Genomic DNA, 13,747 nt, shown 5'->3' with positions numbered 1-13,747 from the left:
AGAACCTCACTTAAAGGCAGGCATCACGTCGTTGATCATCCGTTCGAGCGACGCCTTCTTGCGCTCGAAGCTCATGCCGGTGTCGATCCAGAACGAGTATTCGTCGAACCCGAGTGCCTCGTAGGCTTTCAGGCGCGCGATCACTTCTTCCGGCGTGCCGATGACGTTGTTCTTGCGCATCGCTTCCGGCGTGTAGAACGGGTGAGCCTTGATCTCTTCCTGGCTCAGCGTCTTGATCAGGCCACGGCTCACGGGCCGCTCGTTCTTGAACCATGCGCCGAAGTAGTTGTAGAACACGTTCACTTCGTCGGCGGCGACTTGCGCGTCGTCTTCGCTGCTCGCGACATAGGTATGACGCAGCAGCATGATCTGCGGACGCGGCACGTCGCTGAACTTCTCGCACGCGGCGTTGAAGTGGCCGACCAGCTTCTCGACTTCCTCATCGCCGAGATGCAGCGGCGTGACCTGCACGTTGCAGCCGTTGGCGACAGCGAACTCGTGGCTGTTCGGATCGCGCGCAGCGACCCAGATGGGCGGATGCGGCTGTTGCAGCGGCATCGGCGACGAGGTCGTCGACGGGAATTTCCAGAACTCGCCTTCGTGCGCGTAATCGCCTTCCCACAGCTTCTTCACGGCGGGAATGAGTTCGCGCATTCTCTGACCCGCGCCCCACGCGTCGAGGCCCGGCATCAGGCGCTCGTACTCGAACGAATAGGCACCGCGCGCGATGCCCAGTTCGAGCCGGCCATTCGTGATGATGTCGGTCATCGCGGCTTCGCCCGCGAGTTTGATCGGGTGCCAGAACGGTGCGATCACCGTGCCCGTGCCGAGCCGGGCGTGCTTCGTCTTGTTGGCCAGATCCACGAGATTGAGGAACGGATTCGGCGCGATCGTGAAGTCCATCGCGTGATGCTCGCCCGTCCAGACGGCGTGCATGCCGCCACGGTCCGCGATCTGGCACAGCTCGACCATCTCTTCGTAAAGCTGCTTCTGGCTCGTCTTGTCGGAGACGCGCTCCATGTGAGCGAAAAGGGAAAAGCGCATTGGATACCTTTCAGGAGAGAAGCGGGCGGACCGTGCCGCTGCTGTGGTCGCCGTAGTACATGCCGTAGCTCTTCAACTGGCTTTCCTTGCGGTAGCGCTCGAGCATGCTGGCGAGCGCACTGTCCTGGAACTGGGCCGGCTCGATGTCGTCGAGGTTCACGAATTCGCCCAAGATGGCGGCCTCGTCGGGCGCGCTGCAGAGAAACGAAATGTACTGATAGGACGTTTCGGTGTTGTTGTAGATCGAGTAGATGAAACTTGCCGATGCATCTGGCTGGTACTTCGCGAAGAGATCGGCGAGCGCCTTGTCGGCGCCTTCCGTGCCGATCTGCTTCGACGGCAGGCTCCACTTGTTGTCCGCGGTGCGCGTCAGCAGCACCTTGTCGTCGCGCGCGATGATCGCACTGACGATGACCTTCGGACCCGCGATGACCTCGGCGGAGACCTTGGCGGGCGTGAAATAGCCACCGCGGTAGTATCCGAGGCCGGCGTAACCCGCCGAGTGGAATGCTTCGACCTTGCCGATGATGAGCGCGTGATCTCCCGCGTCGATTACGGCGTGCGTCGTGCAGTCAAACCAGGCACTGACGTCGCCGAGGAGCGGGTTCCTGTTCGCGCTTATTTGCCAGTCCACGTTGGCGAAGCGATCCTCGCTGGGCCGCGCGAACGTATTGGACAGATCCTTCTGGCCTTCCGCGAGGATGTTGATGGCGAAGTGCCCCGTCGTGGAGAACGTCTGATAGTTGCCCGACGTCTTCGCGATGCTGACCAGCAGCAAGGCAGGGTCCAGCGACACGGACGAGAACGAGTTCGCCGTAAAGCCAAGCGGCTGGCCATCGTCGCGTGTCGTGGTGACGATCGTGACGCCCGTCATGAAGGCGCCGAATGCGTCGCGCAGTTCGCGCGTGTTGATCTGGGCGGGTTGCTGGCTCATGTCACGCCTCCGACTTGATTGTTTCGGCCACCCGTTCGGTCTGCAACCAGGCGCGCAGCGCACGATTGACTTCCGCAGGAGCGGTCAGGTTCACCATGTGCCGCTCGTTTTCGATCACGACGGCAAATCCGTTCTGGGCTGCGGCCGCCATCTGCCTTGCCATCTCCGGTGTGGAGTTCGGATCGTCCGAACCCGTCAGCACGAGAGCAGGGCAGGCAATGTTGTGCCAGCCGTCGGCATACACTTCGTCTCCCTTCGCGAAGGCCGTGTACGCGGTCGCGTAACCCGCGATATCGACGGATTTCAGCCAGGACTCGACCTTCTGCGCGGCGACTTGTTGTGCTTCCTCCGCGTTGAACCAGCGCTTGAGTGGCGTTTCGATGTCGATGGCGCCCGAGCGCAGTTCGGCCGCCCGTTGCAGCACAGCGTCGCGCGCGTCTGCTGTGCGGCGATAGACGCCATTCAGAACCGCCACGCGCTTGGTCAGTTCGGGGCGCGTGACGGCCACGCCTGCGGCGATCAGCGAGCCCATCGAATGGCCCGCGAGATTGACGGGGCCGACGCCCAGCGCTTCGATGAACTCGATGGCCCATGCCACGAACTGCTGCAAGCCTGCGTCTTCGTTCAACGCGGTGCTGTCGCCGTGACCGGGCATATCGACCGAAATCACCCGGAAGCCCGACGACAGTTCGTCGATCTGCGGATACCAGGCTTGTGCCTGCATGCCCACGCCGTGAATCAGGACCAGCGGCTCGCCGGCCCCCTGTTCGAGATAGTGCGCGACGCGATTATTTGACAGCTGCAGGGTTGTTGACGTCATTTCCGAGCTCTGCAAGGTCTTTATAACGATCGCCGATGCGGTGGTGCGGACGGCCGCCCGTCGCGCCGCCGATTGCGATCACGATCTCGTCTGCGGCCGGCGCATCGGGAATGGCGAACTGCAGCGTCAGGTAGTGCGAGCGGCGGCCCTCATCGTTCTTGTCCATCATCGGGATCAGCAGCGGCGCATTGGCCGGGCCACGTGTGTTGTTGAAGGCCAGATACGACTTGGCACCGACAGCCTTGCGATACGTGTTGCCGAAGTGCAGCGTGTGGATCAGCGCTGAAGCGTGTTCCAGTTCGCCGTCGAGACCGACGATTGCGCTCTTGCCGAACGCCTCGACGGCTTCGCCCGAACCTGCCTCATCGATGATGAGCTTCGTCAGGTGCTCGCTGAGTTGCGGCGCGATCGCGCGAATTTCCGGTGACAGATCTTCGACAAAGCCGCGGCCTGCCCAGGGGTTCTTGATGACAGCCACTGCGCCGATCAACTTCAACGGCTTTGCCGCCTCTTTCCCGCCGTCGACGAATACGTTCTCGACATGGAGGATGGATTTGCGAATCAGGCTCATTGCAACTTCCCACGTTCAGTTAATGATGGGAGAATTGTGGTATGCCATAGTACGGCGTACCATGAGTGTTAACCCTGGAAGGGGATTGATGCCTTGAAAATAAAAGAGGCCGGCGGGACGTCGTGTGCGCCGAAGGCGTCGTTCGAGACATCCGGCGCGGCGGTGTGGGAGTCAGGGTGTCGCCGATGGGCGCGCTCATGCAGGCTTCGGGACAGTGGATTAACGAGAGTGAAAAGGAGCAAAGATGACTGCGTATTGGATCGCCCATGTCACCGTGCTTGATCCGGTGAAGTACAAGGATTACACCGACATCGCGCCGCTGGCGTTCAAGAAGTTCGGCGCCGTTTTCCTGGCGCGCGGAGGAGAGTCAAGATCGCTCGAAGGAACGTCGTTCGAGCGTCATGTCGTGATTCAGTTCAAGGATCTGCAAACCGCACTGGATTGTTACCATTCACAGGAATATCAGGCGGCAAAACTGAAGCGGGACGGCCACTGCATCGCGCAAGTGGCGATCGTCGAAGGGCTCGCCGCGTAGTTCCGCTTCTGCTGCCCCTGAAAAGATGACGGAGTGGTAAGCCTCGGCGGGCATCGAAGAGGCTATTCTTCCGCGCGGCTACACGTCTTGGTGAAGTTGCTATGCGCACCGCAAGCGTGGGTTGAAAGGGGCGAGGGGACCGCGTCAGCGCTGCCGGCGGCGGCTCACATGTTTGAATAGTTCGGACCGCCGCCACCTTCGGGCGTGACCCACACGATGTTCTGCGTCGGGTCCTTGATGTCGCACGTCTTGCAGTGAACGCAGTTCTGCGCGTTGATCTGCAGGCGGGCTTCGTTATCGGCCGTTTTCACGAATTCATAGACACCTGCCGGACAGAAACGCGCCTCCGGCCCCCCGTAGGTCTGCAGGTTGACTTTCACGGGCACGCTCGCGTCCTTGAGCGTCAAATGCGCGGGCTGGTTCTCTTCGTGATTCGTGTTCGAGATGAACACCGACGATAGACGATCGAACGTCAGCTTGCCGTCTGGCTTCGGATACTCGATCGGCTTGCACTGCGACGCCGGCTTCAGCATCTCGTGATCCCAATGCTGGTGATGCAGCGTCCACGGCACATTGCCGCCCATCAGCTTCTGTTCGATGCCGACCATCAGCGTGCCGAGATACAGGCCCTTGCTCATCCACTGCTTGAAGTTGCGCGCGCGATACAGCTCGGTGTGCAGCCACGACGTCTTGAACGACTCGGGATACGCCACGAGTTCGTCGTTGTGACGACCTGCTCGAACGGCGTCGAATGCGGCATCGGCGGCGAGCATACCCGTCTTGATCGCCGCATGCGAGCCCTTGATCCGCGACGCATTCAGGAAGCCCGCATCGTCGCCGACCAGTGCGCCGCCCGGGAATGCGAGCTTCGGCAGCGACAGCAGTCCGCCTGCCGTGATCGCCCGCGCGCCATACGACACACGTTTACCGCCTTCAAGAAACTTGCGGATTTCCGGGTGCGTCTTGTAGCGCTGGAATTCTTCGAACGGCGACAGGTACGGATTCGAATAGCCGAGGCCGACCACGAAGCCCACCATCACCTGGTTGTTGTCGATGTGATACAGAAACGAGCCGCCGTAAGTCTGCGTATCGAGCGGCCAGCCTGCGGTGTGAATCACGAGACCTGGTTTGTGCTTCGCCGGATCGATTTCCCACAGCTCCTTGATGCCGATGCCGTACACCTGCGGATCGGCGCCGTCGCGCAGCCTGAACTTGTCCGAAAGCTGGCGGCCCAGATGCCCGCGCGCGCCTTCGCAAAACAGCGTGTATTTGGCGTGCAGTTCCATGCCGAGCTGGAAATTCTCCGTCGGCTCGCCGTCCTTGCCGATGCCGAGGTTGCCCGTCGCGACGCCCTTGACCGAGCCGTCATCGTTGTAGAGCACTTCCGCGGCAGGAAAACCGGGGAAAATCTCGACGCCCAGCGCTTCGGCCTGCTGACCCAGCCATCGCGTGACGTTGGCAAGGCTGATCACGTAGTTACCGTGATTCTTGAAGTTGTCGGGGAGCGCCCAGTTCGGCACGGACCTCGCGCCCGTTTCATTCAGAAACAGGAAGCGGTCTTCCGTCACTTCGACATCCAGCGGCGCGCCTTTTTCCTTCCAGTCCGGGATCAGTTCGTTGATGGCGCGCGGGTCCATCACTGCGCCCGAGAGGATATGCGCCCCGATTTCCGAGCCTTTTTCGAGCACGCAGACGCCGATTTCGACGCCTTTTTCGGCGGCGCGCTGCTTCAGGCGAATGGCCGCCGACAGGCCCGCCGGGCCGCCGCCGACGATCACCACGTCATATTCCATCGACTCGCGCGGGCCGAACTGTTCGAGCAATATTGCTTCCGTCATCAGTTACTATTCCACAGGATCAATGGCAATCGAAACCAGCCGGGCGTGTGGCCCAACGGCATGCAGGTCAACCTCTTCGCGTCTGCCGTCGAACCAGATTCCCGTCAACGGAAGCAGTGACACGTTGTTGAGCAGCGAACTGCCGACCCGCCATTCCCCAGCGACGCACAACACGAGATGCGTCGACGCCGGCGTGACGCGAAGCGAGTGTGTCGAGACACTTACACCTGCCTGCCAGGCGCCGCGGCGTGTCATCACGTTCAAAACGTTGACCGGCTGTGCAGAGACGCTTGCCCAAATCTGCAGATCGCCGGAAAACCGCACTGGCTGACCAGGACGGGCGATTGACGCGCCGTCCGGAGAGTGCAGATCGACCGCGCCTTCGTCGAGCGGCAGCAACGTCCGGTCCAGGCCAGGAAAGAGCGAAAATTTTGCTGAGCCGTTTAGCGTCGCGACACTCACACGCCAGTCCACCGTGTGATCGTCGGCGCATCGCTTTGCGATGGTGCGCGTCATGCCGCCGCCATTCGCCCACATTTCCGGCGCGAGCTTCGCGCAGTCGAAGAAATGAATCGATCGATGCGACTGCGTCGTCACGCCGGTCATCATGCGTCTTTGCACACCCGGACGGCCGCACACTGCCGAGTCCATCATGATGGGCTCCTGGCATCGACGTGGGCTTCGAGTTCGTGAAGTGTCTCGAACAGGTCACCCACGAGCCCGACATCCGCTACCGAAAAAATCGGCGCGTCCGGGTCCTTGTTGACGGCGACGATAATTTTCGAGTCCTTCATCCCGGCCAGATGCTGTATCGCGCCGGAAATGCCGAAGGCCAGATACACGTCCGGTGCGACTGTCTTGCCCGTCTGTCCGACCTGCGCGGCATTCGGTGCATAGCCCGCATCCACGGCGGCGCGGGAAGCGCCCAGCGCGGCACCGATGCCATCGGCGAATGCGCCGAGTCGCGCCATGCTCTCATTCGAACCCAGGCCACGCCCACCGGAGACGACAAGGCGTGCGGTGGACAGATCGTGTCCCGCCTGCTGTACCGAGTGACGCTCGACGAGCGTTGTTTTGCCGAAAGCGCGCGGCGCGTCCAGCGCCACGATGGGCACCTGGCCTCCTTCACGCATGACGGGTGCAAACGAGGACGCGCGGAACGTGACGAAAGTCAGCGTGCTGTCGCTCACGACGCTCGCCACTACGCTCCCCGCATAGAGCCTGCGCATGAAGCGGCCGTTGCCGTGCACGCCCGTCACATCGGGGAAAAACGCGCAGCCCGTCAGCGCAGCCGCGCGCGGAAACGCACCTCGTGCCAGCGCACGATGCGCCGCAGCGATCAGCGCATAGTCGCCAGAGACGGCACGGAGCAGGCAAGCCAGCGTTTCGGCCGTCGGGGCGACGTCGTAGGCGGCCAGCAAGACCCGCTCGATGCCTGCGACTTGCGCGGCGGCCTGTGCGGCCGTCGCGTCGAGCGCGAGCAGATCGACGGGCGTGCCATATCGGGTCGCCGCGCCGATCGCCCGCAAGGTTGCGTCGCTGACCATGCCGTTGTCGATTTCAACCAGAACGAGTGTTTTCATACGACGGCTCCTGCCTGTTCGAACACACGATGGGACGCAAGCGCCTCAATCAGCGTGGCCGTGTCCTTGACCTTGATACCTGCCTCACGTGCAGGGGGATCGTTCAATTCGACGATTTGCGCGCGCGGCGCAAGGTCGATGTTGAAGGTCGCCGCGTCGATTGTCGCGAGTGGCTTCTGTTTGGCCTTGACGATGCTAGGCAAGGTCACGCGTCGCGGCTCCGCGAGACGGAGGTCTGCGCTGACGACAGCCGCACCCTCGAGGCGCCACGTTACCGTTCCTGTATCGTCGCCGCATGCCACACGCCAGCCCGTGCCATCGGCTTCGATGGCGCATGCATCGAGCGCCTGCGGCAAGTCGAGCAGACCCGCGAGCATTGCGGCCACCCCGCCCGTATCGCCGTCGATGGCCTGCTTGCCACACAGCACGAGACCGTAAGGATCTTGCGTCGACAGGTACGACTGCAAGAGGCGCGCGACCGCGAGTGAATCGAGTGTCGATGTCGCTGCGCCGGTGTCGAGCAGCACGGCGTCGTCGGCGCCCATGGCAAGGGCAGTGCGTAGCACGTCCTGGCTCGTCGCCTGTCCGCACGTAATGACGGTGACGTGCGAAGCATGGCCAGCTTCTTTCAGTTGCAGCGCCTTTTCGACCGCGCATTCATCGAACGGATTGAGCGACATCTTCAGACCGGCGGTCTCGATCGTGCCGCTGGCGCTGACACGCACGCGGACATTGGGATCGACGACGCGTTTGACGGGAACGAGGATCTTGATGGACATGACAATCTCCATGAATCAGGACACGGCGCCCGAACCGTACTTGCCGACGAGCAACGCGCCCGTCGAGAAGCGGTCGAGCGCGTAAGGCGCGAGCGATACATCCGTCGGCTGGCCGAGCGCATGCTGGGCAAGCAGCTTGCCGATACCGGGCGACAGCTTGAAACCGTGCCCTGAGAAGCCAAAGCCGACCACCAACCCTTCGACATCGCCGACGTTCCCGAGCACGGGATTCCAGTCCGGCGTAACGTCATACACACCTGTCCACGACGATGCGAGTCCCGCCGTTTCATAAGCAGGAAAACGCTCGGCGACCTGCGCACCGACTTCCGCGACGTAATCGAGCGAGATGTCGCCCTGTTCCGTCTCCGGCGCATTCAGCGTCTCGCCGACCACGCCTTCGGAGACGAGCATCTGACTGCCGCCGTAGCTGCGGAAATACAGCATGCCGGGCGAGCCGAGATCCTTGAACGCGGGCATCTTGAACGTGTACGCGCCCTGATCGCATTCGAGCGCGAGAACGGTGTGACGCTCCGGTTTGACGGGCAGCGACACGCCAATCCAGCCGGCCAGTTCGGGCGTCCAGATGTTCTGCGTGCTGATCAGCGTGCCGCAACTGAAGTTTCCCGCCGTCGTTTCAACCCCGACCACGCGTCGGCCTTCGCGAATGACGCCCGTCACTGTCGCGCCCTCGATGATCTTCACGCCACGGCGGCGCGCCGATTTCGCAAAACTGGTGGCGACCAGATACGCATCGGCGAAACCGGCTTCGGGCTCGTAGCCGATCAGGGCGGCGGCGTCGAAGCTGGCGATGGGCAGACGTTCGCGCGCTTCATCGCGGCCAAGCAACTGCACTTCGATACCCATGTCGCGCTGTGCATCGAGCGATGCGCGCAGCGGATCGAGCTTGTCGCCTTCGGGCGCGCAGATCATGTAGCCGCATTTCACAAGTCCGCACGATGCTTCTTCATCGCCGACGTACTCCGCGAAGTTGTTGAACGCCCACCATGACGAGCGCGCCAGTTCGACGTTCTGGCGCACCGAATAGTGCGTTCGTAGCAAGCCCGACGATTGCGACGTCGTACCCGCGCCAATCGTACCGCGCTCGAGAACAAGGACGCTTTTCGCGCCAAGGGCGGCGAGATGGTGTGCGACCGACGTGCCGATCACTCCGGCGCCTATTACGACAAAGTCATAGTGGCTCATGTGGACCCTCTGGAAAGACGATGGAGCCGATTCTAGAAAGATCAATCGCGTCAAAATTTTGTATTAGGCAAACTTATAACGTATTCCTCAATTCGCTCATCGTGACGGTCGGCGGATTTTGATTGGCCATGATGCCGCGTCGTTGGGTGCCGACATGGCCGCGGACGCGAAGGAGTCGCAATGAGACGTACCCAAATCCCACTGGATCTGCGCGCACTACAGGCTTTCGTCTCTGTGTGTGAAACAGGATCGATGACCGCCGCGGCTAAGCAACTCGGCGTAAGCCAGAGTGCGATCAGCCAGGCCGTCTCGACGCTCGAACGCGATCAGGGCATGACGCTATTCGACCGTGACAGCCGTCCGCCGCGTGCGAACGTGGCGGGACGTATGTTGCTCGAACTGGCAGGACCGCTGCTCGAACACGCCCAGATGGTTAGCGCACAGATGGGTGACACATCCAGCGCTGGCCGGTTGCCGGTACGGCTAGGGTGTGTGGACTCCTTTGCGGCGACGGTCGGGCCCGAGCTGATACGGGCCGTGTCAAGTTCGAAGCGGCAGATCTCACTATGGTCAGGATTGACCCCCGGCCTTTCGAAGCAGTTACACGACCGCGAGCTGGACGTTGCTGTATGTACCCAGACGACGCTGACTGACCCGCGGATCGTAGAAGTGCCGATGTTCTCGGAGGCGTTCGTGGCCGTGGTGGCGCGCAGCCATCTGTCGGGGCGGGCGTCCGTGGACTGGCGAACCCTGGTCAAGGAACTGCCGCTCATACGCTATACCGCGCGCTCGGTCATCGGACAGCAGGTCGAACGCTTTGCACGACATCTGGGAATCAACAGCCCGCGCCGCTTTGAATTCGATGCTACCGATCCCTTGCTGAGTCTCGTGGCCGCGCGTCTCGGCTTCGCGATTTCCACGCCGCTTTGTCTATGGCAGGCCCGCCACTATCTTGATGAGATCGCCGTATTGCCGCTGCCGTCGGGAAGGCTGAGCCGGCGCGATTTCTTCCTGCTGCACCGGGAGGGCGAATGGGAAGACTTCGCCAAAGAGATCGTGGCGTTGACCCGTACGGTCATTGACCGTTCTATCGAACCCGCCTTGGCGCGAGCGGTGCCGCAGTGGCCCGATGACGCTATAGGCTAACCGTAGTCATAGTTCAGGGGAGAATTGATGGACGAACTCTTCACATTTCAGCGCGGTGATGCACCGCTGCTGGTTTCAATTCCTCATCTGGGTCATGCGATCCCATCCGATCTGCGGCATCTGTACACCGATGAAGCGCTCACGTTCGTCGACACAGACTGGCATCTCGATCGTCTGTACGACTTCGTGTCGTCGCAGCTCGGCGCGACGCTGCTCGGCGCGAAAGTGTCGCGCTATGTGATCGACCTGAACCGTCCACCGAACGATGAGAGCCTCTATCCGGGACAAACGACGACGGGGCTGTGTCCGACTGAAACGTTTCGGGGTGACCTCGTCTATCGCGCGGGCTGCGAGCCGGACGCCAGCGAGAAACAGCGCCGCGTCGCGCGGTACTGGCAACCGTATCACGACGCACTGCGTGCCGAACTTGCGCGCCTGCGCGAGCGTCACGCGCATGTGCTGCTGTGGGAAGCACACTCGATTGCCAGCGTATTGCCGCGTCTTTTCGACGGCAAGCTGCCGGACCTCAATCTCGGCACGCAGGATGGCCGCACTGCCGCGCCCGCGTTGCAGGCAGCCGTCGAGTCCGCCGCATCGAGCGGCCCTTACACGTGGATCGCAAACGGACGCTTCAAGGGGGGCTATATCACCCGTCATTTCGGTTCACCGGGTGAGGGCGTTCATGCGATCCAACTGGAGATGTGTCAGTCGACCTATATGAACGAGCGCTTTCCGTTCGCCTATGAACTGGAGCGCGCCGCGAGCGTGCAGCCGGTGCTGCGCCGCATGTTCGACAACGCGCTCGCCGCTCTGATCACGTTATAAGAAACGCTGATACACCGTCGTAACCCGCTTTTCCGTTTCAGTGCAGGCGCGCACCGTATCCTGATCCGGCCGCACCGCAGTCAGGCAGTAACCGTTGAGGCTGGAAATGTGCTGAAACGCCGAAGAGCGCCGCCAGTGTTTATTAGCAGGAATTTTTGATTCTCATAGTTAAACGTGGCACAGACGTTGCATAGAGAAAGACGCAAGTGCGGTTCACTCGGTGGCGGGCTGCGAATAGACGAAGATCGACAGGAACTGGATCGGCGTCTTGATCAACCGCTCGGGGCCATGCGGGATGTCGGCCCGAAAGGTGAGCGTGTCGCCGGGATGCAGGATGTAGGTTTGCTGGCCGTGACGGTACTCGATCACGCCCTTGAGCATGTGGATGAACTCGGTGCCCGGGTGTTCGAAGACGGGGAAACGCTCTGCCTCATCTTCCATCGTGATCAGGAACGGCTCGAAGAGTTTGCGCGGTCCCTGGTCGTAGGCAAGCAGGTGATAGGTGTGCCCACGTTTGGTGCCTTTGCGGACGACCTCCATGCCGGCGCCTTTCTTGACGAGTTGGGCACCGCCTTGGGGAACGTCGAAGTTACGAAAGAGCGTGGACATCGACACACCGAGCGCCTGCGCGATGCGGTGGAGCACGTCGAGTCCGGCTGCGGTCTGCGCGTTCTCGATCTTCGAGAGCATCCCGCGGCTGATGCCGGCCTGCTCCGAGACCTGCGCAATGGTCAGTCCGTGTGACTGACGCAGCTCGCGGATCGTTGTGCCGAGATAGCGTTCGAGCGGTGATTTGCTGTCGTCCCCGTTTTGCATGGTTGGCCTCGAATAAAAGGCAAGGTTAGCAGATCGCAAGATTTCGCCATGAACAGAAGGACGGCGAAGTCGCGCTTATGAAGTTTCCTGTGGGGAATTATTGTTACATAACAATAAATTTACTCGCACACTGCGGACATACCTGAAGTACGCCATTGGCGTCCAGGGATGCTCGCGCAGCAGGGTCATGCGTCGCACGCGTGGCATTTTGAAACCATCGAAGCATGTTGTTGCAAGGAGTGGCGATGAACCTGAACGACGCGAGCAAACTGCCCGTCAATGAGCTAGGAAGCGTGCCCCGCTTCGAGACGGCAGAGGACGCGCAGGCCTGGCTTTCTCAGCAGGGCGTGAAATACGTGCTGGCGCAATTCGTGGATATTCATGGCGTGGCGAAAGCGAAGTCGGTGCCCGTCGCGCATCTGAAGAGCATCTTGAAGGCGGGGGCGGGTTTTGCCGGGTTCGCGATCTGGGGCGTGGGGATTGAGCCGAATGGGCCTGACTTCATGGCGGTCGGCGACCTGTCGACCCTTACGACGATGCCGTGGCAGACGGGCCTCGCGCGCATTGTCTGCGACGGCCACGTGGACGGCAAGCCGTGGACCTATGATTCGCGCGTGACGCTGAAAAAACAGGTCGCGCGGATGACGGCGCACGGCTGGACGCTCTACACGGGCCTCGAACCTGAATTCTCGCTGTTGCGCCGCTCGGCATCGGGCGTGCTGGAACCCTGTGACCCGAGCGATACACTCGCCAAGCCCTGCTACGACTACAAGGGCCTGTCGCGCACGCGCGTTTTCCTGGAAAAGCTCACCGAATCGATGCGCGATGTCGGCATCGACGTGTATCAGATCGATCACGAGGACGCGAACGGCCAGTTCGAAATCAACTACACGTACACCGATTGCCTGACTTCATGCGATCACTACGTCTTCTTCAAGATGGCCGCCTCCGAAATCGCCAACGAACTCGGCATGATCTGTTCGTTCATGGCAAAGCCGTTTGCAAACCGGCCAGGCAACGGCATGCACATGCACATGTCGATCGGCGACGGTGAGCGAAACCTGTTCGCGGACAAAAACGATCCGCTCGGCATGGGGCTGTCAAAGCTTGGCTATCAGTTCACGGCGGGCCTGCTTGCCCACGCGCCCGCGCTGACGGCGTTGTGCAACCCGACCGTCAATTCGTACAAGCGCCTCGTAGTAGGACGCTCGCTGACGGGCGCGACGTGGGCGCCCGCATATGTGAGCTACGGCGATAACAACCGCTCGACGATGGTGCGCATGCCCGGCGAGCGCATCGAACTGCGCCTGCCCGATGGCTCGTGCAATCCGTACCTCGCGACTGCCGCGGTGATCGCGGCCGGGCTGGATGGCGTCGAGCGCGAACTGTCGCCGGGCCAGCCTGCCAACGACAACCTCTACACGTGGTCGCCGCAGCAATTACAGGAGCGCCAGATCGGCGTGTTGCCGCAGAACCTCGAACAGGCACTCGACGCGCTCGAATCGGATCGGTTGATCTGCGATGCGCTCGGCCCCGTCGCCGACGAGTTCCTCAAATTGAAGCGCATGGAGTGGCTCGAATACATGCGTCATGTCTCGGACTGGGAACTGAAAAGCTACCTCGAATTTTTCTAAGGATTTCAAGGAGGAAGAG

Annotated in this window: 14 protein-coding genes; 4 read left to right on the top strand and 10 right to left on the bottom strand. The window is 61.5% G+C overall.

Annotated elements, in window-relative coordinates; genetic code table 11:
- Positions 1-6: 6 nt before the first annotated feature.
- Genes FRZ40_RS30225 through FRZ40_RS30210 form a run of 4 tightly spaced genes read right to left on the bottom strand, consistent with a single transcriptional unit; the run spans position 7 to position 3,369 of the window.
- Positions 7-1,044, bottom strand: coding sequence for an LLM class flavin-dependent oxidoreductase (locus FRZ40_RS30225; RefSeq protein ID WP_147236559.1), 1,038 nt, complete (start codon positions 1,042-1,044; stop codon positions 7-9).
- Positions 1,045-1,054: 10 nt separating this feature from the next.
- The gene (locus FRZ40_RS30220; RefSeq protein WP_147236558.1) at positions 1,055-1,978 is read right to left on the bottom strand and encodes a flavin reductase; all 924 of its coding nucleotides are present in this window, start codon (positions 1,976-1,978) and stop codon (positions 1,055-1,057) included.
- 1 nt (position 1,979) lies between these two features.
- Positions 1,980-2,798, bottom strand: coding sequence for an alpha/beta fold hydrolase (locus tag FRZ40_RS30215; protein WP_147236557.1), 819 nt, complete (start codon positions 2,796-2,798; stop codon positions 1,980-1,982).
- Complete coding sequence (locus FRZ40_RS30210; protein ID WP_147236556.1) at positions 2,767-3,369, bottom strand: amino acid synthesis family protein; 603 nt, start codon at positions 3,367-3,369, stop codon at positions 2,767-2,769. The genes FRZ40_RS30215 and FRZ40_RS30210 overlap by 32 nt, the downstream gene beginning before the upstream one ends.
- Positions 3,370-3,613: 244 nt before the next feature.
- On the opposite strand from FRZ40_RS30210, the gene FRZ40_RS30205 reads away from it, so the two are divergent.
- On the top strand, positions 3,614-3,904 hold the full coding sequence (locus FRZ40_RS30205) for a DUF1330 domain-containing protein (RefSeq protein ID WP_147236555.1): 291 nt from the start codon (positions 3,614-3,616) through the stop codon (positions 3,902-3,904).
- Positions 3,905-4,068: 164 nt separating this feature from the next.
- Here FRZ40_RS30205 and FRZ40_RS30200 read toward each other — a convergent pair whose 3' ends face one another.
- From FRZ40_RS30200 to FRZ40_RS30180, 5 genes are read right to left on the bottom strand one after another with little or no spacing between them, the layout of a single operon-like run.
- Positions 4,069-5,742, bottom strand: a complete 1,674-nt coding sequence (locus tag FRZ40_RS30200) for an electron transfer flavoprotein-ubiquinone oxidoreductase (protein WP_147236554.1) — start codon at positions 5,740-5,742, stop codon at positions 4,069-4,071.
- Between the two features lie 6 nt (positions 5,743-5,748).
- Positions 5,749-6,396 carry a HutD/Ves family protein gene (locus tag FRZ40_RS30195; protein ID WP_147236553.1) on the bottom strand — a complete coding sequence of 216 codons (648 nt, stop codon included), beginning with the start codon at positions 6,394-6,396 and terminating at the stop codon, positions 5,749-5,751.
- The gene (locus FRZ40_RS30190; protein ID WP_147236552.1) at positions 6,393-7,325 is read right to left on the bottom strand and encodes an electron transfer flavoprotein subunit alpha/FixB family protein; all 933 of its coding nucleotides are present in this window, start codon (positions 7,323-7,325) and stop codon (positions 6,393-6,395) included. The genes FRZ40_RS30195 and FRZ40_RS30190 overlap by 4 nt, the downstream gene beginning before the upstream one ends.
- Positions 7,322-8,098 carry an electron transfer flavoprotein subunit beta/FixA family protein gene (locus FRZ40_RS30185; protein ID WP_167528717.1) on the bottom strand — a complete coding sequence of 259 codons (777 nt, stop codon included), beginning with the start codon at positions 8,096-8,098 and terminating at the stop codon, positions 7,322-7,324. The genes FRZ40_RS30190 and FRZ40_RS30185 overlap by 4 nt, the downstream gene beginning before the upstream one ends.
- 21 nt (positions 8,099-8,119) lie before the next feature.
- Positions 8,120-9,307 carry an NAD(P)/FAD-dependent oxidoreductase gene (locus tag FRZ40_RS30180; RefSeq protein ID WP_147236550.1) on the bottom strand — a complete coding sequence of 396 codons (1,188 nt, stop codon included), beginning with the start codon at positions 9,305-9,307 and terminating at the stop codon, positions 8,120-8,122.
- Positions 9,308-9,487: 180 nt separating this feature from the next.
- Between FRZ40_RS30180 and FRZ40_RS30175 the strand changes: the two genes are divergently transcribed.
- Positions 9,488-10,453 carry a LysR family transcriptional regulator gene (locus FRZ40_RS30175; RefSeq protein WP_147236549.1) on the top strand — a complete coding sequence of 322 codons (966 nt, stop codon included), beginning with the start codon at positions 9,488-9,490 and terminating at the stop codon, positions 10,451-10,453.
- Positions 10,454-10,480: 27 nt separating this feature from the next.
- Positions 10,481-11,278: an N-formylglutamate deformylase gene (hutG, locus tag FRZ40_RS30170; RefSeq protein ID WP_147236548.1), complete on the top strand. Its 798-nt coding sequence runs from the start codon at positions 10,481-10,483 to the stop codon at positions 11,276-11,278.
- Positions 11,279-11,491: 213 nt separating this feature from the next.
- Here hutG and FRZ40_RS30165 read toward each other — a convergent pair whose 3' ends face one another.
- A complete protein-coding gene (locus tag FRZ40_RS30165) occupies positions 11,492-12,094 on the bottom strand; it encodes a helix-turn-helix domain-containing protein (RefSeq protein ID WP_147236547.1) in 603 nt (200 codons plus the stop codon).
- A gap of 245 nt (positions 12,095-12,339) precedes the next feature.
- On the opposite strand from FRZ40_RS30165, the gene glnT reads away from it, so the two are divergent.
- On the top strand, positions 12,340-13,728 hold the full coding sequence (gene glnT / locus FRZ40_RS30160; protein WP_193567029.1) for a type III glutamate--ammonia ligase: 1,389 nt from the start codon (positions 12,340-12,342) through the stop codon (positions 13,726-13,728).
- Positions 13,729-13,747 lie beyond the last annotated feature (19 nt).

This window comes from Paraburkholderia azotifigens, assembly GCF_007995085.1.
Classification (GTDB): Bacteria; Pseudomonadota; Gammaproteobacteria; order Burkholderiales; family Burkholderiaceae; genus Paraburkholderia; species Paraburkholderia azotifigens.
This window is presented reverse-complemented; position numbering and strand designations above follow the sequence as displayed.